The organism is Streptomyces sp., from assembly GCF_019510245.1.
Classification (GTDB): domain Bacteria; phylum Actinomycetota; class Actinomycetes; order Streptomycetales; family Streptomycetaceae; genus Streptomyces.
On the sequence record NZ_JAEKKT010000096.1, the window covers coordinates 1 to 21345 of the forward strand.

The 21345-nt window shown below is 70.8% G+C and carries 19 protein-coding genes and 1 tRNA gene; 11 read left to right on the forward strand and 9 right to left on the reverse strand.

The window, feature by feature from the left end; all coding sequences use genetic code 11:
- Positions 1 to 266: 266 nt before the first annotated feature.
- Entirely contained in the window at positions 267 to 521 is a 255-nt protein-coding gene (crgA, locus tag JF597_RS05655; protein WP_046727637.1) for a cell division protein CrgA, read from the forward strand.
- 280 nt (positions 522 to 801) lie between these two features.
- On the opposite strand, the gene JF597_RS05660 is transcribed toward crgA, so the two are convergent.
- Together JF597_RS05660 and JF597_RS05665 are read right to left on the reverse strand one after the other, a co-directional pair.
- A complete protein-coding gene (locus JF597_RS05660; RefSeq protein ID WP_293989978.1) occupies positions 802 to 1698 on the reverse strand; it encodes a rhomboid family intramembrane serine protease in 897 nt (298 codons plus the stop codon).
- A gap of 98 nt (positions 1699 to 1796) precedes the next feature.
- Positions 1797 to 2330, reverse strand: a complete 534-nt coding sequence (locus tag JF597_RS05665; RefSeq protein ID WP_293989980.1) for a peptidylprolyl isomerase — start codon at positions 2328 to 2330, stop codon at positions 1797 to 1799.
- Between the two features lie 289 nt (positions 2331 to 2619).
- Here JF597_RS05665 and JF597_RS05670 point away from each other — a divergent pair, with 289 nt between their 5' ends.
- Both JF597_RS05670 and JF597_RS05675 read left to right on the forward strand, forming a co-directional pair.
- Positions 2620 to 3321, forward strand: coding sequence for a DUF5324 family protein (locus JF597_RS05670; protein ID WP_293989982.1), 702 nt, complete (start codon positions 2620 to 2622; stop codon positions 3319 to 3321).
- Between the two features lie 223 nt (positions 3322 to 3544).
- Complete coding sequence (locus JF597_RS05675; protein WP_293989984.1) at positions 3545 to 4207, forward strand: hypothetical protein; 663 nt, start codon at positions 3545 to 3547, stop codon at positions 4205 to 4207.
- Here the strand turns inward: JF597_RS05675 and JF597_RS05680 are convergent.
- Positions 4198 to 4270 (reverse strand) — tRNA-Ala (locus tag JF597_RS05680). The genes JF597_RS05675 and JF597_RS05680 overlap by 10 nt on opposite strands.
- Positions 4271 to 4454: 184 nt before the next feature.
- Between JF597_RS05680 and JF597_RS05685 the strand changes: the two genes are divergently transcribed.
- Together JF597_RS05685 and JF597_RS05690 are read left to right on the forward strand one after the other, a co-directional pair.
- On the forward strand, positions 4455 to 5003 hold the full coding sequence (locus tag JF597_RS05685) for a DNA-binding protein (RefSeq protein ID WP_293989986.1): 549 nt from the start codon (positions 4455 to 4457) through the stop codon (positions 5001 to 5003).
- A gap of 164 nt (positions 5004 to 5167) precedes the next feature.
- Positions 5168 to 6910, forward strand: coding sequence for a serine/threonine-protein kinase (locus JF597_RS05690; RefSeq protein WP_293989988.1), 1743 nt, complete (start codon positions 5168 to 5170; stop codon positions 6908 to 6910).
- Here JF597_RS05690 and JF597_RS05695 read toward each other — a convergent pair.
- Together JF597_RS05695 and JF597_RS05700 are read right to left on the reverse strand one after the other, a co-directional pair.
- A complete protein-coding gene (locus tag JF597_RS05695) occupies positions 6874 to 8175 on the reverse strand; it encodes a hypothetical protein (protein ID WP_293989990.1) in 1302 nt (433 codons plus the stop codon). The two genes, JF597_RS05690 and JF597_RS05695, sit on opposite strands and share 37 nt — an antisense overlap.
- Positions 8176 to 8372: 197 nt before the next feature.
- Positions 8373 to 8501 (reverse strand): DLW-39 family protein, encoded by a 129-nt coding sequence (locus JF597_RS05700; protein WP_003999697.1) that lies wholly within the window; start codon positions 8499 to 8501, stop codon positions 8373 to 8375.
- Positions 8502 to 8754: 253 nt separating this feature from the next.
- On the opposite strand from JF597_RS05700, the gene JF597_RS05705 reads away from it, so the two are divergent.
- The 3 genes from JF597_RS05705 to JF597_RS05715 all read left to right on the forward strand — a co-directional run bounded on the left by JF597_RS05705 (position 8755) and on the right by JF597_RS05715 (position 10888).
- On the forward strand, positions 8755 to 9096 hold the full coding sequence (locus JF597_RS05705; RefSeq protein ID WP_293990130.1) for a DUF6344 domain-containing protein: 342 nt from the start codon (positions 8755 to 8757) through the stop codon (positions 9094 to 9096).
- 245 nt (positions 9097 to 9341) lie between these two features.
- On the forward strand, positions 9342 to 10130 hold the full coding sequence (locus JF597_RS05710; RefSeq protein ID WP_293990132.1) for a GntR family transcriptional regulator: 789 nt from the start codon (positions 9342 to 9344) through the stop codon (positions 10128 to 10130).
- Positions 10127 to 10888 (forward strand): glycosyltransferase, encoded by a 762-nt coding sequence (locus JF597_RS05715; RefSeq protein ID WP_293990134.1) that lies wholly within the window; start codon positions 10127 to 10129, stop codon positions 10886 to 10888. The genes JF597_RS05710 and JF597_RS05715 overlap by 4 nt, the downstream gene beginning before the upstream one ends.
- A gap of 109 nt (positions 10889 to 10997) precedes the next feature.
- Here the strand turns inward: JF597_RS05715 and JF597_RS05720 are convergent, their stop codons facing one another.
- The 3 genes from JF597_RS05720 to JF597_RS05730 are packed head-to-tail and all read right to left on the reverse strand — an operon-like array spanning position 10998 to position 13381.
- A complete protein-coding gene (locus tag JF597_RS05720) occupies positions 10998 to 11924 on the reverse strand; it encodes an FkbM family methyltransferase (RefSeq protein ID WP_293990136.1) in 927 nt (308 codons plus the stop codon).
- Positions 11925 to 11927: 3 nt separating this feature from the next.
- Positions 11928 to 12131: a ferredoxin gene (locus JF597_RS05725; RefSeq protein ID WP_293990138.1), complete on the reverse strand. Its 204-nt coding sequence runs from the start codon at positions 12129 to 12131 to the stop codon at positions 11928 to 11930.
- Positions 12132 to 12169: 38 nt separating this feature from the next.
- Entirely contained in the window at positions 12170 to 13381 is a 1212-nt protein-coding gene (locus JF597_RS05730; protein WP_293990140.1) for an amidohydrolase family protein, read from the reverse strand.
- 241 nt (positions 13382 to 13622) lie between these two features.
- Between JF597_RS05730 and JF597_RS05735 the strand changes: the two genes are divergently transcribed.
- The 3 genes from JF597_RS05735 to JF597_RS05745 all read left to right on the forward strand — a co-directional run bounded on the left by JF597_RS05735 (position 13623) and on the right by JF597_RS05745 (position 19166).
- Positions 13623 to 14072 (forward strand): DoxX family membrane protein, encoded by a 450-nt coding sequence (locus JF597_RS05735; protein ID WP_293990142.1) that lies wholly within the window; start codon positions 13623 to 13625, stop codon positions 14070 to 14072.
- A 139-nt stretch (positions 14073 to 14211) separates the two neighbouring features.
- Positions 14212 to 14706 (forward strand): hypothetical protein, encoded by a 495-nt coding sequence (locus tag JF597_RS05740; RefSeq protein WP_293990144.1) that lies wholly within the window; start codon positions 14212 to 14214, stop codon positions 14704 to 14706.
- A gap of 344 nt (positions 14707 to 15050) precedes the next feature.
- Complete coding sequence (locus JF597_RS05745; protein ID WP_293990146.1) at positions 15051 to 19166, forward strand: AAA family ATPase; 4116 nt, start codon at positions 15051 to 15053, stop codon at positions 19164 to 19166.
- A gap of 1231 nt (positions 19167 to 20397) precedes the next feature.
- Here JF597_RS05745 and JF597_RS05750 read toward each other — a convergent pair.
- Positions 20398 to 20814 carry a hypothetical protein gene (locus tag JF597_RS05750; RefSeq protein ID WP_293990148.1) on the reverse strand — a complete coding sequence of 139 codons (417 nt, stop codon included), beginning with the start codon at positions 20812 to 20814 and terminating at the stop codon, positions 20398 to 20400.
- Positions 20815 to 21345 lie beyond the last annotated feature (531 nt).

Sequence of the window (21345 nt, forward strand, 5' to 3'; positions counted from 1 at the left end):
GAAAAGGAGCCCCGCGAGAGCGAAGACGCCCACCGTGAGCACTCGCACCGGCCGGAAACCTCGTCGGCGGGCAGGACTGGATCCGGTCCCGGGGGAGTCGGCAGAATTGCTCAACGTACCCTTATCTCCTTCAGCGCCACGGAAGCACTACGCTAACGGACGCCCGGGGGAGCGCTCAGTCTGCCCTTACTGTCCCCTTGTACGCTGCCCCGAGCCCGACCCAGTTACCTGCGCGGCCACGCAGCGCATCGACAGGAGAGACCCTCGTGCCGAAGTCACGTATCCGCAAGAAGGCCGACTACACGCCGCCCCCGGCGAAGCAGGCGACCGCCATCAAGCTCAACAGTCGCGCCTGGGTCGCGCCGGTGATGCTGGCCATGTTCCTCATCGGGCTGGCCTGGATCGTCGTCTTCTACGTGACCGACGGTTCGCTGCCGATCGACAGCCTCGACAACTGGAACATCGTCGTGGGCTTCGGCTTCATCGCGGCCGGCTTCGGCGTCTCCACGCAGTGGAAATAACCCGGCCGACAGCTCTGCCCAGGGCTGTTCGCTGAGTTATCCACAGGCCTGACCTGCTGTCCACACCCTCCTGGGGAAAAGACGACGATCTGTGGATAACCCGTCGGGCGTTGACGCCGGTACGACTACCACAACACCCGCTGCACAACCGCTCGCCCCCTCCCTGACCTGCCGAAACGCAGGTGAGTGGGAGGGGGCGCAGTTGTGCACGCACGTTGTGCACAAGATCGGCCACCGACTGTGGACAACGGTTCGGTATCGGTGCGGTGCGCCGCCGTGATCAGGTGAGCTGACCGGTCCTGACGAGGGTCAGGACGACCACCACTACCAGCACCAGGGCGCACGTGCCGTACTGGATCAGGTTCCGCCGCTCCCGCGGGGCGTGCACCATCGCGTAGCCGGCGATGACGCCCGCGACCAGGCCGCCGATGTGGGCCTGCCAGGCGATGTTGGCCCAGCTGAACGTGAAGATGAGGTTGATCACCAGCAGGGCGATGATCGGCCGCATGTCGTAGTTGAGCCGGCGGATGAGCACCGCGGTCGCTCCGAAGAGGCCGAAGATCGCGCCGGAGGCGCCGAGCGAGGGCTGGTTGGCGTCGGCCAGCAGATAGGTGAGGGCGCTGCCGGCCAGACCGGAGACGACGTAGAGCGCGAGATACCGGGCGCGGCCGAGCGCGGCCTCCAGCGGGCCACCGATCCACCACAGGCTGAGCATGTTGAACAGGATGTGGATGTAGCTGCCGTGCAGGAACATCGCGGTCAGCATCCGGTAGTACTGGCCCTGTGCGACGCCCTCGACCGCGCCGTACTGGGGGAACCAGGCCTGGCCGATCAGCTCGAAGCGGTTGGTGAAGCTGTCGCCGACAGACAGCTGGACCAGGAAGACGGCGATGTTGATGCCGATCAGGATCTTGGTGAGCAGCCGTGGGTCGGCGGTCATCGTGCCGCCGGCGAGGGTGCGGGGCCGGGAGGCGGCGGGGGGCGGCCCGCTGTGGCCCTCGGTGGTGCCGCGGACGCAGTCGGGGCACTGGAAGCCCACGGAGGCGCTGACCATGCACTCGGGGCAGATGGGGCGCTCGCAGCGGGTGCAGCGCACGCCGGTCTCCCGGTCCGGGTGCCGGTAGCACTTGGGCAGGCTGTGGGCGTCGCGCGCGCTGCCTGTCGCCTGGTCCTCCATGGGGTCCCCTCGCTCGTCGTGGGCAGTGTTCCGCCCCGCCCATCCTTACGGACGAGCGGGGCGTTTGGTTCCCTTCGGGCGCTTTCTTTCGTCCCCGGTCAGCCGGCGCGCTTCGTGACGACGACCGTCTCGATGACGACGTCGTTCACGGGCCGCTTGTTGGGTCCGCTGACGGGGACGGCCGCGATGCTGTCCACGACCTTCTGGCCGGCCGGGTCGACGACCTCGCCGAAGATGGTGTGCTTGCGGTTGAGGTGGGGAGCGGGGTTGACCGTGATGAAGAACTGGGAGCCGTTGGTGCGGGGGCCCGCGTTGGCCATGGCGAGCAGGTAGGGGCGGTCGAAGCGCAGGTCGGGGTGGAACTCGTCCTCGAACTTGTAGCCCGGGCCGCCGATGCCGGTGCCGAGGGGGTCGCCACCCTGGATCATGAAGCCGCTGATCACCCGGTGGAAGACGGTGCCGTCGTAGAGCGGGTCGGTGGAGACGGCGCCGGTGGCGGGGTGGGTCCACTCACGCTCGCCCTGCGCCAGTTCGACGAAGTTCCTGACCGTCTTGGGCGCGTGGTTCGGGAAGAGCCTGACCTCGATGTCGCCGAGGCTGGTCTTCAGGGTGGCGTAGAGCTGCTCGGCCACGATCCGCCTTCCGTTGTGCTCGTTTCAGTGTCCCGATCCTCGCACGGTACGGCGGGTCCGATGCCCGCCCGGAGCTTCCGGGCGCGGATCCTCACGAATCACTTGCGGAACCCCTTCCGTCATGCGGGGGCGCGTGGCGTCGATCCGTGGCATTGTCGTCGACAAGCCCCTCTTAGATCTGGTTGCACCCGTATGCCCGTCCTCGCGCGCCGCTCGGCCCGCGGGCAGGCATGATCCGTAAAAGGGTGGAAAGTCGAAATACCGTACGCCACCGAGGAGGAGGAAACCCGTGACCCGCAAAGACAGCGTGCGCGCCGCGACCAGTTCGGCGAAGGACAGCGTGCGGCACGCCGCGGAAGCGGTGGCTCCCTACGCCGACACGGCCAAGGAGCGTGCCGCGTACTACGCACAGGAGGCACGCGTACGGCTCGCGCCCGTGGTGTCGCAGGCCGCCGAGCAGGCCCGCGTCCAGTACGACGCCCGTCTCGTGCCGCGTCTGGAGCAGGCGCGTACCCATGTACCGCCGAAGGTGGACCAGGCTGCGCATGACGCCGCCGACCTGACGCGCAAGGCGGCCCGGCAGGCCGCCGAGTACTCGCGTCCGAGGATCGAGCAGGCGGTGGCGGCGGCAGGTCCGGTCCGTGAGGAGGCGACCGCGCGGGGTGCCGCCGCGCTGGCCGCGCTGCGCGGCAACGTGTCGGCCGAGGAGATCGAGAAGCTGGCCCGCCGGAACCAGCGGCGCTCGGCGTGCGGCCGTGCGTTCAAGGGGTTCGCGGTGCTCGGCGTGCTGGCCGGTGCGGCCTTCGCCGCCTGGAAGTGGTGGGACAAGCAGGCCAACCCTGACTGGCTGGTCGGGCCCCCGGCCGCAACGGAGGTCCCGGATGCGGGCCACCTCGGCTCGGTGGACGGCAGTTCCCCCCTGGACCCGGAGGTCCAGGCGAAGGAGGCGGAGGAGCACGGTTCCCGGCCCGGGGACGACAAGAATCGCTGAGTCCGGCAGGCGGTCCGCCGTTTCACGTGAAACCAAGCGCCTGACGACGAGCATGAACACATGACCCCTCTGACCGCGCTTACGCAGGTCAGAGGGGTCACATGGGGCTAGCAGACCCTCCGGTAGGGGATGTCCGCCAGGTACATGCGCCATTCGGCGCGTGACAGCGTGCCCTCGGCACGTCGGCATGCCGCGCCGGACACGTCTGCCGGATCCAGGTACGGTGCGCTGGTTGCACGGCGCCGGCGGACAGGGCAAGACCCGGCTGGCGGCCCGGCTCGCCGACGGCGAGGAAGCCGGATGGCTCGTGGTCCACGCGGTGCACACCGTCACCCGGGTTGCACGCCCTGCTGGACCTGATGCGAGCGGCGGCCGCGCACCGATCCGGTCGCCCGGGCACGACGGCCGGAGGCGGATCCGTATGACCGCCGAGGACGCCGAGGACGACGAGGACGACGAGGACGGCATCCTCGAGCTGAACGCCGAGCACTTCGAGCGACTCCGCGACCTGGTCGCCGAGACGGCCGGCCGGCCGGGGCCCGACCACGTGGACGTGCTGCGCCTCCGTGCCCACGTGGGGCGGCCGGCCGACGCCGTGGACACCCGGACCACACCGACGTCCATGACGCACGCCGCCGCCTGGCCCGCGCCTGCCGGCAGGCCGGGCACCGTGCGGAGGCCGCAGCGATCTTCGAGCGGCTGCTCGCCGACGTCCTGCGCGTCCACGGCCCCCACCATCCAGCAGTCCCCGACCTGCGCACGCAGGCCGAACAGGCCCGGGCCGAAGCCGACGCAATCCAGTGATCGGCCGCTCACGTACGCACCAAAAAGCCCCTCCGAACCACGTTTCTGCAGTTCAGAGGGGCTGTCCAAGAGTGGAGCCTAGGGGAGTCGAACCCCTGACATCCGCCATGCAAAGACGGCGCTCTACCAACTGAGCTAAGGCCCCGTACGGGAGCGACCGGCCGAGCGGGAGGTCCGCAGGGTCGGTGCCGCAGACCAGAGTACCGGGTCACCCCCCGTACCTCGCAAAAAGATTGGGGGTCCCCGCAGATGACCACTCTCCGTAAGATGCTCGACGGGGTTCGCTGTAGCGAACCGTGGTTTTTTTGGGGAAGCGATGGGGAGACGCAATGGACGCCGCACAGCAGGAAGCCACCGCCAGAGCGCGGGAGCTGCAGCGGAACTGGTACGGAGAGCCGTTGGGGGCGCTCTTCCGTAAGCTCATCGACGACCTGGGGCTCAACCAGGCACGTCTCGCGGCGGTCCTCGGACTGTCCGCGCCCATGCTGTCGCAGCTGATGAGCGGGCAGCGGGCGAAGATCGGCAATCCGGCCGTGGTCCAGCGGGTGCAGCTGCTCCAGGACCTCTCGGCCCAGGTCGCGGACGGCAGCGTGAGCGCGGCCGAGGCGACCGAGCGCATGGACGAGATCAAGAAGTCCCAGGGGGGCTCGGTGCTCAGCAACACCACGCAGACGACGAGCGGTTCGGGGGCGCCGACGGTCAAGCGGGTGGTCCGCGAGATCCAGTCGCTGCTGCGCTCGGTGGCCGCCGCCGGTGACATCATCGACGCGGCCGACACACTCGCTCCGTCCCACCCGGAGCTGGCGGAGTTCCTCCGGGTCTACGGTGCGGGCCGCACCGCGGACGCGGTCACGCACTACCAGTCGCACCAGAGCTGAGCCACGGCCCGGCGCACCGGAGGGGGTCCGGTGAACCGGGCGGGGCCCGGCCCTGGCAGAGGGGGTCACGCGAGAGGGGTCGTATCGCTCATCCGGGGGAAGCAAGGGGGGTAACAGGCAAGGGGGGTGGCCGGGGAACCCGAGGGGGAGGGGCACGGGCAGTCATGGGTGAGGTCTTCGCGGGCCGGTACGAACTGGCCGACCCGATCGGTCATGGCGGAGTGGGCGCCGTCTGGCGCGCCTGGGACCACCGGCGCAAGCGCTATGTGGCGGCCAAGGTGCTCCAGCAGAGCGACGCCCACGCGCTCCTGCGTTTCGTGCGGGAGCAGGCGCTGCGCATCGACCACCCCCATGTCCTCGCCCCGGCCAGCTGGGCCGCCGACGACGACAAGGTCCTGTTCACGATGGACCTGGTCGCCGGCGGCTCGCTGGTCCACCTCGTCGGGGACTACGGTCCCCTTCCCCCGCTGTTCGTCTGCACCCTCCTCGACCAGCTCCTCGCCGGCCTCGCCGCGGTGCACGCCGAGGGTGTGGTCCACCGGGACATCAAGCCCGCCAACATCCTGCTGGAAGCGACCGGCACCGCCCGTCCCCGGCTGCGCCTGTCCGACTTCGGCATCGCCATGCGGTTCGGCGAGGCCCGGCTGACCGAGACCAACCTCGTGGTCGGTACGCCGGGTTACATCGCCCCCGAGCAACTCCTGGGCGCCGAGCCCGACTTCACGGCCGACCTGTTCGCCGTCGGTCTGGTCGCCCTGTATCTCATGGAGGGCGCCAAGCCAGACGCCAAGGCGCTCGTCCAGTACTTCGCCGAACACGGCACCCCCGGAGCGCCCAAGAGCATCCCCGACCCGCTCTGGCAGGTCGTCGCCAGCCTTCTCCAGCCGGACCCCCGCGCCCGCTTCCGCACGGCCACGGGAGCCCGCAGGGCCCTCGCCGAGGCCCGGGAGCTCCTCCCGGAGACGGACGCCGACGACGAGTCGATCGAGATCTTCGACCAACTGGGGCCGTTGCCACCGGGGTTCGGGCCGGCCGGCCCGGTGCGCCTGGCTTCCGGTGTCGACACGACGCAGACGACGTCGGGGACTTCGGACCGGCCTGCTGCTCCGGGGACGAGGACGGGCCCGGGGTCGGCACGGGCAGCGGCGGTGGGGCCTGGTGCGGCGGCGCCGGGTGCGGACACGTCGACCGCGACGGGGGCGCGGGCGGCCGGGAGCGCCACGGGCCCGGAGCCGGCGGGGGAATCGCCCGCGGCTCCAGGGCCGGGTTCGGGCCCGGGCCCGGATCCCCGGTCGGGTACCGGCTCGGGTGCGAGGCCGGTCACGGCGGCCGGGGCCGGACGGGGTACGCCCTCGGGGGCGGATCCGGCCGCAGTGGCGCCCGGGGCGGAGGACGGGGCGTGGGCCGGAGCGGAGGCGGGGAGCGCCGACGGGTCGCCCCCGGTGACCGGTACCGGTACCGGTACCGGCAGCGGCAGCGGCAGCGGCAGCGGCAGCGGCAGCAGCACAACCACCCCGGCCCCGGCCTCCATGTCCGACACCGGCAGCTTCCGGCTTCCCCCGCCCCGGACGCCGGTCACCCCGCCCTCCGCTGCCGCGCGGTCCGCGCCGACACCGCCGTACCCGCCGTACGCCCAGTCACCGGCCGCCCCGGTCGCGCAGCCCCACACGCCCTGGCCCCCCGCGCAGCCGCTCCCCCCGGTCCAGCAGCACGCGGACACCCCCACCCCCACGGCCACGTACACCGCGCGGGACCCGCAGACCCCGCCGCCGCAGGCGGTCCGTACCCATGGCCGGCGCCGCCGGCGGGCGCCCAGGCCCGGCCCACCCGCCAGGGCGGCCGTACCCATCCTTCTCCTCGCGCTGGCCTGTTACGCCGTCGGTTTCTGGGCGCTGGCCCGGCTCTGAGCACGCCGGGCCACCAGGGTCCACACGCCCAGGACGAGCAGCAGGGCCGTGCCCGTGCCGATGCCGCCTGCCGCGAGCGCCCGCATCGCCGTGTGGTCGTCACCGGCCGGTTCCAAGAGACCGCCCCGGTCCCAGGACACGCCGAAGATGCCCTTCGGGACCGGCGAACCGGCGTACCCGGGGCCGGAGTTCGGTGTGCCGTCGACGCGGACCCGGAGCGTGACGCCGTACGGCCCCTTCCCGAAGGTGTCCGCGGTCTGCCCGGTGAGGTGGACGACGAGGTAGTAGGCGCCGGCGAAGCGGACGGCGTTCTGCGCACCGGAGACGGCGTACCGGTTGGCGTAGGCGACCGGCGGCAGAGGATCGAGGGAGGACGACTTCTGGGTGCCGTCGTAGCCGAGGGAGACGTCGTCGACGTAGCCGCGCACGGGGTTGTAGAGGGAGAGGTTGAGCGCGGCGCTGACATAGCCGTGCGCGTCGCCGCCGGTACTGCCGAGGTCGACGGTGGCGTGCAGCTGCTGGCCCCAGTCGACCGGGACGGCGTAGTAGAGGGTCTGGCCGGGCGTGATGCCGGTCTGCCAGACGCCCTGGTCCAGGGTGCGGGCGGTGGTGAAGCCGGCGCCCGCGGTGCGGTGGCGGGGGTCCGAGGTGAGCGGCTCGGGTGACGCGGAGTTCCAGGCCTCGGGGGCGGCGGTGGCACCGGTCCTGGCCAGGGCCGGTTCGGTGACGGGTGCGATCTCCAGGTCCCAGCTGCCCGGGGAGGTGGTGTGCGAGCCGGACACGGCCCGCTCGACGACCACGTAGTAGGTGCCGGCGGCCTGGCACAGCGCCTTGCCGGCGTCCCGCCGCCCCACCGCCGTGACCGGCCGGGGGCTGAGTCCGGCGCCGAAGCGGGCGCTGTCGTAGTCGCAGGCGGAGCCGTTGGCGTCCTCGATCGAGACCTCGATGCCGTCGCTGGCGGAGACGGTGGCGGAGGAGGGCGGCACGGCGGTGACGGGGACGTAGGCCGTGGTGGCGGCGGCTAGTTCGAGGCGGAAGTACAGCTCGCCCTTGTCGGGGAGGGTGCTCCGGTAGGTCGTACCGGGCTCCAGCGGTACGGCGTCCGTGGTGCTCGCCGCTCCGGTGACGGTGCGGGCGTCCGGGGCGAAGGCGTATCCGCTGCCGCCGTCGGCAGCGGCGGAGGCCGACGGGAGCAGTGCCGTCAGTGCGAGGGCGGCCGTCACGCAGATGCCCCGCCATGCCGCCGTACGCCACCGCCGTGTCACGCGCGCCCCCAGTCGTCGTCCGCCGACCGCCGAAGTCACGGCCCGGCCGGGCCCCATACTGCCCCGCGCGCCTCCGCGCCACCCGGCGATCCGCACGACCGTCCGAAACGCCCCGCTCGAAGCCCACACGAGTCCCGGCAACGCAAAACCCCGACCGCACCGGCGGCCGGGGTCTCAGTGTCGTCTGTTGTCGTTACTCACGAACCCGTGGGCACGGAGTCAGTCGCCTCCGTCCACAGATCCTGCTCGGCGCGATCCGCCTGGATCTGGCGGTACACGAGGAGCCCGCCGATGGCGGCCAGTGCGACCAGGAGAAGCTTCTTCACCGCGCGACCCGCAAGGCGTTGCAGGAGGCCGGACCGCTCCGATCGGAGGGTGATCACACCTCCACGGACGGTTACTTTGCTCCCCCTCGACTCCTTTCATGTGGCTTTCCTGGGATTTTTCCCACGCCATGCACCCATCCGTGTGGTGTTCATCAGAACATCGACGCGCCACAGGCCGACGTCCCCCACTTCGCGATCCCCATACACATCATGAGGAAAGTACGCAAATCGCCCAACCCGAAAGTGAGGGGCCATGGCCCGGAACTCCAAGGTCATGAAGCTGTGGACCGCCATCGTCACCGCATTCCTCGCCCTGTGCACGGCGCTCGGATTCGTCTCCGCCGCCACCGCCGCCGCGGTACCGCAGACCGAGACCCCGCGCAACAGCACCGGCGACGACCTCGGCACGGCCCGGGTGACGATCCCGGCACAGACCCACTGGCTCTGGTCCCAGGCAAGGTCCCTCCCGCCCACGATGAAGCAGCGGATCCGGGCCGAGGCCCACGGCAAGACCCCCAGCTGCCGGCACCGCCCCCTGGACACCACCGAGGCGGAGACCCCGGCCGAGCCCCCCGCGGCACCGCTCGACTGCTGATCCCCCCAGGTACAGACGGCTCGGACGCAACGGCGCAAGGGCGACTTGCGTACGTACCAGCGCCTACTGCGACACAGACCCGCGACGGGAACGACCCCGGTCGCGGGTCTCCGCACGCCCGGAATCCCCGCATCCCGCGTTTCCGCATCCCCGTGTTTCCGCATCGCCGCATTTCCGCACCCGTGCCTCCGTGGCCGGAACGGCTCGACTCATCAACACCTCTTGAGGAGTCGTAGGCTGATCATGTGCCCAAGGCATACGAGGAGATCGCCGACGACCTCCGCCGCTCCATCAGGGAGGGCGAGCGCGAGCCCGGCGCCCGGCTGCCCTCCGAGGCGGAGCTGGCCCGGCACTACGGGCGGAGCGTCCCGACGATCCAGAACGCGCTGCGGCTGCTGAGCGCGGAGGGCCTGATCGACAGGCGGCACGGCAGCGGCACCTTCGTGCGCCGCCCGCGCACCCGCGCGGTCCGCGACAACGAACGGCACCAGTGGGAGAAGGACCGCGCCCTGATGCCGGAGGACACCCGGGGGGAGACCGGCGCGACCGAGCGCGAGACCGGCCTGGTCATCGACGACCTGGTCTTCTTCGCCCGCTACCGCGAGCTCACCGCGCCCGGCGGCCTCGCCGACGCGTTCGGGGTGCCGGCGGGCACCGTGCTCCTGGAGCGCACCTACCGGACCAGGCACTCCGCCGAGACCGCCCCCTTCAGCCTGGTGACCTCCTACCTCGTGCGCGACCTGATCGCGGCCAATCCGGACCTCCTGGACGAGACCAACGAACCCTGGCCGGGCGGCACCCACAACCAGCTGCACACCGTCGGCATCGAGGTCGACCGCGTCGAGGAGCGCTTCACCGCCCGGCCGCCGACGCCCGAGGAGGCCCGGGAGCTGGACCTGCCGGCCGGCACCTCGGTGATCCTGCTGCGCAAGACGTCCTACGACATCCACGACCGCATCGTGGACATCACCGCCGTCACGCTCCCCGGCGACCGCACCGAGCTGCTCTTCACCACACACCTGGAAAGGTGGTGAGCGCTGCCGTGACCCGGCGCATCACCGTCGTCACCGCGGTCCACGCGCCGTCGGCCCGCTTCCTGCCCGAGGCCCACACGTCGCTGTGCGAGCAGAAGCTGCCGGACGGGTGGGAGTGGGAGTGGCTGATCCAGGAGGACGGACACGGCGAAGAGGTCCAGGCCCACCTCCCCGACGACGCGCGGGTGTCGTTCCGGCAGGGCCGTGCCGGCGGTCCCGGGGTCGCGCGCACCATGGCGGTGGCCCGGGCACGGGGGTCCTACGTCAAGGTCCTCGACGCCGACGACCAGCTGCCGCCGGGTGCCCTGGGCCGTGACCTGGCCGCGCTGGAGGCCCGCCCGGACCTCGGCTGGGCCACCTCACGGGCTCTGGACCTGCTGCCGGACGGCTCCACGGCCGGTTTCCCGGGCGATCCGGAGGAGGGCCCGATCGAGCGCGGGACGGTGCTCGGCCACTGGACGGCGAACGGCTTCCGTGCCCAAGTCCACCCGGCCACCCTCTTCGTCCGCCGCGAGCTGCTGCTCGCCCTCGGCGGCTGGATGGCGTTGCCCGCCTCCGAGGACACCGGGCTGCTGCTCGCCCTCGACGCCGTCAGCCGGGGCTGGTTCTCGGCGGAGGTCGGGCTGCTCTACCGCAAGTGGGAGGGCCAGGTCACCGGCCGCCCCGCGCACACCGACCCGGTGGAACGGGAGGCCCGCATGACGGTCGTGGCGGCACGGGCCCGGGCACTGGCGGAGCTCGGCTGGCGGTACGGGTGACGTACAGCGGTCACGCGTGACGTACGGCGGTCACGCGTGACGTACAGCGGTTGACGCGTGACATACGGCGGTACGGCGGTACGGCGGTACGACCGTCCTGCCGGGCCGCTCACAGGGTCGCCGCGTCCACGCGTGAGAACACCAGATCGCTCTCCTCGGTCACCGGGCCGTCCCAGCGGACCGGGACCACCGGATCGCCGTACAGGGCGCGGGGGTAGCTGTCGGCCGCGTAGCTGTTGGCGAGCCGGTAGACGTGGTAGCCGGCGTCGGTCATGGTGCGCAGCACGTCGTCCGCGCTGTCGCCCAGCTGGGCCATCCGGTCGGGGGTGACCTCGACGGTGATCTCGGCGTCCGGGCGGAGCTTCTCCAGCAGCGGGGCGAGCCCGCGTACCACCGCGCCCTCGGCGCCCTCCACGTCGATCTTGACGACCCGCGCGGTCTCGATCTCCTCCGGCCGGAGCAGTTCCGGCAGCGGTACGGCCTCGATGTCGAAGCTGGACTCGGCCGGGCCGTCCCACGGGACGATGCTGTTGGCGCCCATGTTGCGGGAGCTGGCGAGCACGAAGGTCAGGGTGCGGTGGGCGTCGGAGACGGCGGCGTTGACCGCGCGGATGTTCCGGCAGCCGTTGAGCGCGCTCTGCTGTTCGAGGCGGCGGTGGAAGGTGGGGGAGGCCTCCACGGCCACCACCCGGCCCTGCTCACCGACCAGCCGGGAGGCCAGGACGCTGAAGACGCCGATGTTGGCACCGACGTCGACGAAGCAGTCCCCCGGCGCCAGCCGGCCGCGCAGCCAGCGGGTCATGTGCGGTTCCCACACCCCGAAGAGGTAGAGGTAGCGCTGGATGAGGTCCTGGGTGTCGACCGCGAACCGGTCGCCGGAGACCGTCTCGACGACGCGCCGCCGGGGGTGGTCGCGCAGGTATGGGTTGAGCGCGCGGACCGCGAGGGTCTTGCCCCAGGGGCCCGGGACGTCGCGGACGTAGCGGCGGCCGAGGGTGGCCAGGAGTTCGCTGAGTTCCGTGCCGGTGCTGCGCATCCGCTAGTCAGTGACCTTCTTGCCGTCGATCCGGATCGCCTGCGACGGGCAGCGCTCGGCGATGTCCCGGACCAGTTCGTCGTCCCCGGACTCCTCCCGTCCGGGCAGGACGAAACCGTACCCGTCCTCGAACCCGAACACAGCGGGTGCCCGGAACGCACACTCACCGGACCCGTAGCAGACGTCGGCGTCGACGGAGACCTTCATGGAAGGTCCCCTGCCCAGCAGAGCGCCCGCTGAACCGGCTACGTGAACGGCAGCTCCAGCATCCGGATGGCGTTGCCGCGCAACAGCTTGTACGCCACCTCCGGGGCCAGGCCGCCCACGTGCTCCTGGGCCACCCGCTTGGTCTCCGGCCAGGTCGAGTCGACGTGCGGGTAGTCCGTCTCGAAGGTCGCGTTGTCCACGCCGATCGTCTCGATCGCCTCGATGCCGTGCCGGTCCCGGAAGAAGCAGCAGAAGATCTGCCGGTAGTAGTACGTCGAGGGCGGCTCGGGGATCAGGTCCTTCACCCCGCCCCAGGCGCGGTGCTCCTCCCAGACGTCGTCGGCGCGCTCCAGTGCGTACGGGATCCAGCCCATCTGGCCCTCGCTGTACGCGAGTTTCAGCCGGGGGAACTTCACCAGGACCCCGGAGAAGAGGAAGTCCATCATCGAGGCCATGGCGTTGTTGAAGCTGAGCGAGGCCTGGACGGCGGGCGGGGCGTCCGGGGAGGCGGCCGGCATCTGGGAGCTCGACCCGATGTGCATGTTGACCACCGTCCCGGTCTCCTCGCAGGCCGCGAAGAACGGGTCCCAGTAGCCGGAGTGGATGGACGGCAGACCCAGGTAGGTGGGGATCTCGCTGAAGGTGACCGCCCGGACGCCCCGCTCGGCGTTGCGCCGGATCTCGGCGACGGCCAGGTCGATGTCCCACAGCGGGATCAGGCAGAGCGGGATCAGCCGGCCGCCGCTGTCCCCGCACCACTCCTCGACCATCCAGTCGTTGTAGGCGCGGACACAGGCCAGCGCGACCTCCTTGTCCTCGGCCTCGGCGAAGGTCTGCCCGCAGAAGCGGGGGAAGGTGGGGAAGCAGAGGGAGGCCTCGACATGGTTCATGTCCATGTCCTCCAGGCGGGCCTTGGGGTCCCAGCAGCCGCGCCGCATCTGCTCCCGGGTGATGCCGTCGAGCGTCATCTCGTCCCGGGAGAAGCCGACGGCCGCGATGATCCGCTTGTACGGGAAGAGCAGGCCCTCGTACTCCCACCAGTCGGTGGTCTGGCCCTCGGGGTCGGTGGTGAAGCGGTACTTGCCGCCGACGTAGGCGAGCTCGCCGATGCCGGCGGTGAAGGGCTTGGGCCCCTTGTCGCGGTACTTGCCCGGCAGCCACTTCTCGAAGAGGTGCGCGGGCTCGATCACGTGGTCGTCCACGCTGATCACCCTGGGCAGATCCTGGGTGCCGGTCGCGTTCTCTGCCATGCCTACCCCCTGCTGCCTGCGGAGTTCCCAGATTATCTGACGGTCCATCAGATCAGCCGTCGGCATTCAGGCTAGGCCCAGGAGCCCGCACCAGCAAGGCCCACCGCACCTCGCCCGCCGCCCGCCCGCCGGAGTTCGTCCCGCCCTCCCTCTTGCGACGCGTGCCTCCTTCCGCTGAACTGACGAACCGTCAGGTAGATGGTTCGGACAGATGGTCATGGGGATCCGGGGAGGGTGCGGGATGCGATCAGCCTTGCTGAACGGTGCCGAATGGTTCGCGGTGCTCCGCATCGGGCTCGGACTGTGGTGGCTGGAGAGCTGGCGGCACAAGGACAAGAAGCAGTGGTTCGGCGGCGGGGGCATCCGGTGGGCGGCCGGTGTCGCGGAGAAGCACCGCTGGCCGGTGGTCCGGCGGGGCTTCGACACCGTCGTCGCGCCGCGCCCCCGGCTGATGGCGTACGTCGTGGCCTACGCGGAGCTCGCCCTGGGCCTCGGACTGGTCGCCGGCTTCCTCACCCCGATCGCGCTGGCGGCCGGGTTCCTGCTCAACCTGATCTACCTGGTCCTCATGATCCACGACTGGGCGGAACAGGGGCAGAACCTGATGATGGCCCTGATCTCGCTGGTCGGCCTGTTCGCGATGAGCTGGCAGACCTGGTCGGTGGACTCGGCACTGGGGCTGTTCGGCTAGCCAGGACGCGCCCGAAGAGGCGCTGGGGGTGGCCCTCGGCCGAAGGCGGGGAGGAGGGGGGAGGAACTGCGCGACCAGCCCCCACGCACCCGCAGCGACCCACCGCCCACATCACGGCATTCCCCGCGAGGAGGCACAGATGCCGACCGACCCCTCGAAGTCCCGCTCCGGTTCTCCCTCCTCCGACTCCCCTTCGGCGGACACCCTGAGAAAGCTGCACTCGGCCCGCGCTCACAGCGCGTACGAGCGTGCGGTGGCCGCCTGCCGTCACGCGGGGATCGCCCCCGACGCGGCGCAGACCGTCCCGACGAGTCCGGTGGGGCGGGCCGCGAACGCGCTGCGGCTGTCGGCCCAGTCGCTCACCGCACTGGCCGGTACCGCCCCCGACCCCGCCGCGGACGCCCGCTGTGCCCGCAATGCCGCCGCCACCGCGGCGCTCGCCGCGCAACTGGCCGCCGCCCTGGACGACCGCGCCGAGGCGGCTTCGGCCCTGCGCGCGGCCCTCACCGCCTCCCAGGCGGCAGCGACGGCGGCCGGCGGCACCGCGGCCGGACAGGACGCGGCGCTGACCGCGAAGGCCGACGACGCGGAGGAACGCGCGGTCGAGGCGGCGCGTACGGCGGGCTGGATGTGATCCCGCGCCGTTCGGCACCGGTCCCTCCCCACGTGGGGACCGGTGCCGTACGGCGCGGGAGGTGTGGGACCGCCGACTGAGACCGGAGCCGGCTCAGTGGGCGGGAACAGCTCGCGTCCGGCGGCCGCTCCGGCGGAAGACCACCGGCCGAAGGTGACCGAGAACGTGCGGTGCCGTGAGCTGCCTCTGCGAATGCTGAGCTGGTCGGCCGGTCGGGGCGACCCCCGATCACCGCGTTGCTGAGGCGAAATCCTGCCAGCCGAGGGGCCCGTATGAGGAGGGCAGGACGTCCGGACCAGGGCTTCGCCGCAGGTCAGCCGTATAAAGTGGGTTTTCCGGTCCGGATGGCCAGCAGCGGGGGAAGTAAGGGGTGGAGATCCTTGGGTCCCGACGCAGGGGCACGCGCAGCCTTCGCGGAACGTCTCGCGTTGCTGTACAGGGAGGCCGGTAATCCTCCGCTCAAACGCGTCGCCGAGGCGGTCGACCGACTGCATCGCGTCGACGAGCGGGGACGGCCCGTACGGGTCTCCGCCCAGCGGATCAGCGACTGGCGGCGGGCGAAGAACGTGCCCGCACAGTTCGTCGCTCTCTCCGCCGTCCTTCAGGTCCTGATCCCGCAGGCGCGTCGCGCCCAGCCGACACCGGTGTCCGGCGGGCTCTACGACATGGTCCAGTGGCAGAAGCTCTGGGAACGGGCCGTGGCCGATCCGGTCGGCGACCTGCCCGCACCGGAAGCGACCGAGGAGACGGAACAGGCGCCGCCGGTCGACAGCGTCTGCCCGTACCGGGGGCTGGCCTCCTACCGCCGCGAGGACGCCCGGTGGTTCTTCGGGCGGGAGCGCAGTACCGACGCGCTGGTCGCGCAACTCCGTTCCGCGGAGTCGGAGGGCGGCCTGGTGATGCTGGTCGGCGCCTCGGGTGCGGGAAAGTCCTCGCTGCTGAACGCCGGCCTGGTCACCGCTGTCCAGAGCGGTGCCCTGGCCGACGACGAGGCTCCCGGACGCCGGCGCCACATTCTTCAGCTCGTCCCGGGCGCCGACCCCGTGAAGGAGCTGACCCGCCGCATACCCGAGCTGGCCGAGCCGGCAGACCTGGACGACCCGGACGCCGTACGAAGAGCGGTCACAGCCTGGGCCCGCCGGGAATCAGCGGGCACGCGGACGGCGGCCGGGCGGACCACGGCCGAACCGACCGATGCCGTACCGACCACGGCCGGATCGACCGTCGATGTTTCACGTGAAACACGACCGCCCTCGCGGTCCCATCCTGCCCGTCCGGTCATGATCGTCGACCAGTTCGAGGAGACCTTCACCCTCTGCGCCGACGAGGCGGACCGGCGCACCTTCGTCCAGCTCCTGCACGCGGCCAGCACCCCGGCGGCCACAGATGAACCGGCTCCCGCCCTGGTCGTCCTGGGTATCCGTGCGGACTTCTACGAGCAATGCCTCGGCTACCCGGAACTGGCCGACGCGCTCCAGCACCGCCACATGGTGCTCGGTCCCCTGACCACCGCCGAACTGCGCGAGGCCGTGACCTCTCCCGCCAAGGCCGTGGGCCTGGAGCTGGAGCCCGGCCTCGCCGAACTGATCGTCCGCGAGGTGAGCGCGGACGGCCCACGCGGCGCCCATGACGCAGGCGTCCTCCCGCTCCTCTCCCACGCCCTGCTCGCCACCTGGCAGCGCCGCAAGGCGGGCCGCCTGACGCTGGCCGGCTACCGGGCGGCCGGCGGCATCCAGGGCGCCGTCGCGGCGACCGCGGAACGCGCCTGGTCGAGCCTGGACCCGGCCGCCCGCACCGCCGCCCGGCTGCTCCTGCTCCGGCTGGTGCGGCTCGGCGAGGACACGCACGCGACCCGCAGACGTGGCACCCGACGCCAGCTGGCCGCGGAATCCACCGACCCGGGCAAGACGGAGGAGTCACTCGAAGCCCTGGTCCGGGCCCGGCTGGTGACCCTCGACGCCGACACCGTGGAGATCACCCACGAGGCGCTGCTGCACGCCTGGCCCCGGCTGCGCGAGTGGCTCGACGAGGACCGCAACGGCAATCTGCTGCGCCAGCGCCTCGAGGAGGACGGCCGGGCGTGGGACGAGTCGTCCCACGACTCCGCGCTGCTCTACCGGGGCTCGCGGCTGGAACAGGCCCACGCCTGGGCGAAGTCGGCCGGTGACACCTACCTGACCCGCAGCGCGGTGGACTTCCTGGCGGCCTCGGTACGGCTGCGCCGACGTACCGTGTGGCTCAGCCGGGCCGCCGTGTCGGCGCTGGTCGTGCTCGCGCTGCTGGCGGCCGGCTCCGCCGTGATCGCCCGGCAGCAGCGGGACGACGCGGTGTTCGAGCAGGTGGTGGCGGAAGCCGACCGTTTCCAGTACTCCGACCCGTCGCTCTCCGCCCAGCTCGACCTGGTCGCCCACGACCTGCGCCGCGACGACGAGGGCGCCAACAACCGCCTGATCTCCATCGTCAACGCCCCCTTGGCCACCCCGTTGCTCGGCCACACCGGCGCCGTCTACCTCACCACCTTCAGCCCCGACGGCAAGGTCCTGGCCACCGCCGCCTACGACCGCACGATCCGGCTGTGGGACGTGAGCGACCCGAACCGGCCGAAGGCCCTGGGCAAGCCCCTGCTCGGCCACACGAGCTGGGTCTCCAGCGCGGTCTTCAGTCCGGACGGCAGGACCCTGGCCAGCGCCGGCGACGACGGCACGGTACGCCTGTGGGACGTCTCCGACCCGCGGCACCCCACCTCCCTGGGCGCACCGCTGGCCGACCACGACGGCACCGTCTACCTGGTCGCCTTCAGCCCGGACGGCAAGACCCTGGCCGCCGCCGACGAGGACCACACCGTCCGCCTGTGGGACGTGCACGACCCGCGCCACCCTGCCTCGCTGGGCACCCTCACCGGCCACACCGAGGCCGTGCGCTCCATCGCGTTCAGCCCCGACGGCCGCACCCTCGCGGCCGGCAGCGACGACAACTCGATCCTCCTGTACGACGTCTCCGACCCCCGCCGGCCCGAACGAGTCGGCGCACCGCTCACGGGACACACCGCGACCGTGCACTCGGTGGCCTTCAGCCCGGACGGCCGGACCCTCGCCAGCGGCAGCAAGGACGACACCGTACGGCTGTGGGACGTCAGCGACCGGGCGCACGCCAAGGCCCTGGGCGCGCCGCTCACCGGCCACACCGGGCCCGTCTGGTCGGTGGCCTTCAGCCCCGACGGCTCCATGCTCGCCGCGGGCAGCGCGGACTCCACGGCCAGCCTGTGGAACGTCGACAACCCGGCCTACCCCTCCCAGGTGGGCGAGCCGCTCGCGGGCAGCAGCGGCGAGATGTACGCCGTCGGCTGGAGTCCCGACGGGCACACCCTCGCCACCGGCAGCGGTGACGGCAAGGTGCGGCTGTGGTCGATCCCGGGCTCGGACATGATCGGCGCGGCAGGGGCGTTCAGCCCGGACGGCCGCGTCCTGGCCACCGGCGGCGGCGACAGCCGGATGCGACTGTGGAGCATCACGGATCCGGCCCGGCCCACCGCGCTCGGCGAGCCGTTCACGACCGGGTCACGGGACCTGCGCTCGATGGTGTTCACCCGGGACGGCCGCACCCTGATCATCCTGACCAGCGAGGACAACCTCAGCTGGGTGCAGCTGTGGAACGTGTCGGACCCGGCACACCCCGCCCAGTACGGTGCGCCGGTCCGGCTGAACACCCGGTACGCGGGCTCCGAGGCGCTGGCGCTGAGCCCCGACGGACGGACCGTGGCCGCCGACTACGACGACCGCACGGTCCAGCTCCTGGACATCAGCGACCCGGCCCGTCCCCAGCGTCTCGGTGCGCCCCTCGAGGGCCACACCGGCTACGTCAACGCGCTCGTCTTCAGCCCGGACGGCCGCACCCTGGCCAGCGGCAGCGCGGACGGCACCGTCCGCCTCTGGAACGTCTCCGACCGGACCCGGGCCAAGCCCCTCGGCGCCCCCCTGAAGGGCCACCTGGGGCCCATCAACACCCTCGCCTACAGCCCGGACGGCCGCACCCTGGCCAGCGGCAGCGACGACGACACGGTCCGCCTCTGGAACGTCTCCGCTCCCGGCCGCGCGACCCGTCTCGGCTCGGCCCTCACCGGCCACACCGAGGCGGTGGTCTCCCTGACCTTCAGCCGGAACGGCAGGACCCTGGCCAGCGGCGGCAACGACAACACGGTCCGCCTCTGGAACGTGTCGTCCCCGTCCTCGGCGCACCCCATCGGCCAGTCCATGAGCCCCAACGCCAAGACCGGCAACTTCCTCTCCTTCAGCCCGCGGAGCAACATGCTGGGCGTCTCCAGCGGCGCCGACACGGTCCGGCTGTGGAGCCTCGACGTCGACCAGGCGGTCAGGCGCATCTGCGCGGTCACCCGCAACGTCCTGACGCCCGCCAAGTGGCGTGAGTATCTCCCCCGCCTCGCCTATGACCCGCCCTGCTGACCACCTTTGAGTGATCCCGATCACAACTGCTCACGACGGCCGAGAAGTTGACTCCCGCCGCACAGGCCACCTTGTTAGGCTGGCCACAACCCGGTCGCTGGTGCATCCCCCGTCGCCAGCGACCGGGCCTTTTCATGCCCGCTCCCGACCGATCCCGCGCCGTAGATGCCGAAGACCCCCGAACCAGATGGTCCGGGGGTCTTCGTGCTGGTGGGGCTAACAGGATTTGAACCTGTGGCCTCATCCTTATCAGGTCGAGAACGGGGGGTAGGCGACGTGGATCAACCGGCCGTAGTCCTCGGCCGATCGTCTACTGAGGTTCGGCGCCGACCGCTGCTGTTCTGGCCTGTTGGTGTCAGGCGCTGGTGTCAGCAGCACGGAGGTCACTTGACAAGTATCGGCTTCGCCTCCCGGTGACCTGCGTTGACGCCGCGTGGAGCCCCGAGAGGAGGGCAGGCATGGGCGGTCGTTCCTCCGCTAATTGCTTAATTGGAGAATGAGCGGTACGCGTGTACCTACACGGCGAGGGCGGTATGTAGCTACACGGCAGGCCCTTCCTGGCTGGCCAGGCAGGTCAAAGCGGAGGTATTGTAGTAGACAGATTGTCTCCGGCTAGGGTCCTGACGTGGACTTTTCTAGCAAGTACGGTAGACAGAGGGGGTTTGGCCCCGGCGGCAACCAGGACCAAACCCCTTGCCTTAGCGAGTCCGGTCGAGCTGATACCGACCGGACTCGCTGCATTCACAGCTCATCACGTGTCGCCTCCGACGGGACGCCTGGCGGGTCAGTGGATCCAACCCGCGTGGTCGATGAAAACGAACACTAGTGCCACTGCTGCAAGGCCAACCTGCCACTTCTCGGGTCCAGTCCACCTACGTCGCAGCTTCTTAGGGTCCTCTTCCACCTAGCTACTCCCTTCGCTCTCAAGACCGACCCCATGTGGGCCGGAGGCCATGAACTCACGCCCCCAAACGCGTAGTTCAGTGAGAGCTCTTTGAAGTAGCTCCGCCTATCTTAGCGGTCACCTTTGACAACAGCCGGACCGCTCAATAGTCGCAGGTCAGAGGCATGACGATCGCTTGCGACAGATCCGGCAGGGTGCAACTCAGCTCCCCTCATACGTTCATGTCGTGGACCTGTTTGCATGACCGGGAGGAGGGTTTCACGTGAAACATGCTCACCCGTAGCGGCTGTGCCCCGCGGCAAAGATTCCCGAACCATCCGGGATCCCTCACAGCTGCTCAAGTCCCAGCTTGGCAAGGCGCGATCCGATGGCACTGGGCTGCCGGCCGAACGCTCGCCCCAGAGCCTCAAGGTCCCGGTTACCAGCACGGTAGAGCGCAAGAAGCCGCTCGTCGTCTTGATCCGACCAGGGCTGGTAGGCATTTGGATGCCGCTTCCGTACCGCTTCAGGATCCTCTCGTCGGCGGCTACCTGCACTGCCGTTGAGATCGATCGCTGTGACCGTGTTGACGGGATAGCGCCCCACCTCGACAGTCGCCAACCAGAGCACTACATGTTCGTCTTGTACGGTGATCTGGTCGGCTCGCTTGGTGACCGCGCGACGGAGACAATCTGCGTCGGTTGGGTCTGGGTAGTAGTCATTGAAGATCACGCGAACTGCCTGCGAGGCTTTGGAATCCCCCATGCTTTCAGGGTGCCTACCTCCTCGGACCTGCAACAGAGCACCCTAGCGGTCAACATCGCTTTTCAGCCTGCACAGTGACCTGCCCCGCTTCCTCAACCACGATCCTCCCCAGCTTCCATCCCGTCTGCCGTCGGCCCACACACCGTGGAGCGGGCGTGGTTCATGGCGTCCAGGTGGAGCGCGCCACTGTACGAACGACCTGGACGCCATGGGCCGCGTCTGCTCGGCTCTGCCTGGGTCGATGGCAGACGGGATGGGAGCACCCCCACGCACGCCCCTGTCCGCCGGCACTCGCGAACGGCGCCCCCGCCATCTCGGAGCCTGAGCGCCCCCGCCGGAGGCCGTTCTGACCGTGGCTGCGTTCGTTGAGGTCTCAACTCAGGGCCGTAGTTCGCTGCGGCCCCAGGGGCACGGCCCTGGCGCCGAAGGCGCAAAGGGGCCGGGCCCAGGGGGCCAGCCCGCGCTGTGCGCGGGCCCTTGATGAGGTAGAGAAACCTGTAACAAGATCCGCTAGCTGACCGCGCTCCGCTC

What these genes read in the sequence shown, in the direction of transcription:
- JF597_RS05660 (WP_293989978.1), bottom strand. Translation starts at nt 1,698, where the DNA reads ATGGAGGACCAGGCGACAGGCAGCGCGCGCGACGCCCACAGCCTGCCC.
- JF597_RS05685 (WP_293989986.1), top strand. Translation starts at nt 4,455, where the DNA reads ATGGACGCCGCACAGCAGGAAGCCACCGCCAGAGCGCGGGAGCTGCAG.
- JF597_RS05690 (WP_293989988.1), top strand. Translation starts at nt 5,168, where the DNA reads ATGGGTGAGGTCTTCGCGGGCCGGTACGAACTGGCCGACCCGATCGGT.
- JF597_RS05705 (WP_293990130.1), top strand. Translation starts at nt 8,755, where the DNA reads ATGGCCCGGAACTCCAAGGTCATGAAGCTGTGGACCGCCATCGTCACC.
- JF597_RS05720 (WP_293990136.1), bottom strand. Translation starts at nt 11,924, where the DNA reads ATGCGCAGCACCGGCACGGAACTCAGCGAACTCCTGGCCACCCTCGGC.
- JF597_RS05725 (WP_293990138.1), bottom strand. Translation starts at nt 12,131, where the DNA reads ATGAAGGTCTCCGTCGACGCCGACGTCTGCTACGGGTCCGGTGAGTGT.
- JF597_RS05730 (WP_293990140.1), bottom strand. Translation starts at nt 13,381, where the DNA reads ATGGCAGAGAACGCGACCGGCACCCAGGATCTGCCCAGGGTGATCAGC.
- JF597_RS05735 (WP_293990142.1), top strand. Translation starts at nt 13,623, where the DNA reads ATGCGATCAGCCTTGCTGAACGGTGCCGAATGGTTCGCGGTGCTCCGC.
- JF597_RS05740 (WP_293990144.1), top strand. Translation starts at nt 14,212, where the DNA reads ATGCCGACCGACCCCTCGAAGTCCCGCTCCGGTTCTCCCTCCTCCGAC.
- JF597_RS05745 (WP_293990146.1), top strand. Translation starts at nt 15,051, where the DNA reads ATGGCCAGCAGCGGGGGAAGTAAGGGGTGGAGATCCTTGGGTCCCGAC.
- JF597_RS05750 (WP_293990148.1), bottom strand. Translation starts at nt 20,814, where the DNA reads ATGGGGGATTCCAAAGCCTCGCAGGCAGTTCGCGTGATCTTCAATGAC.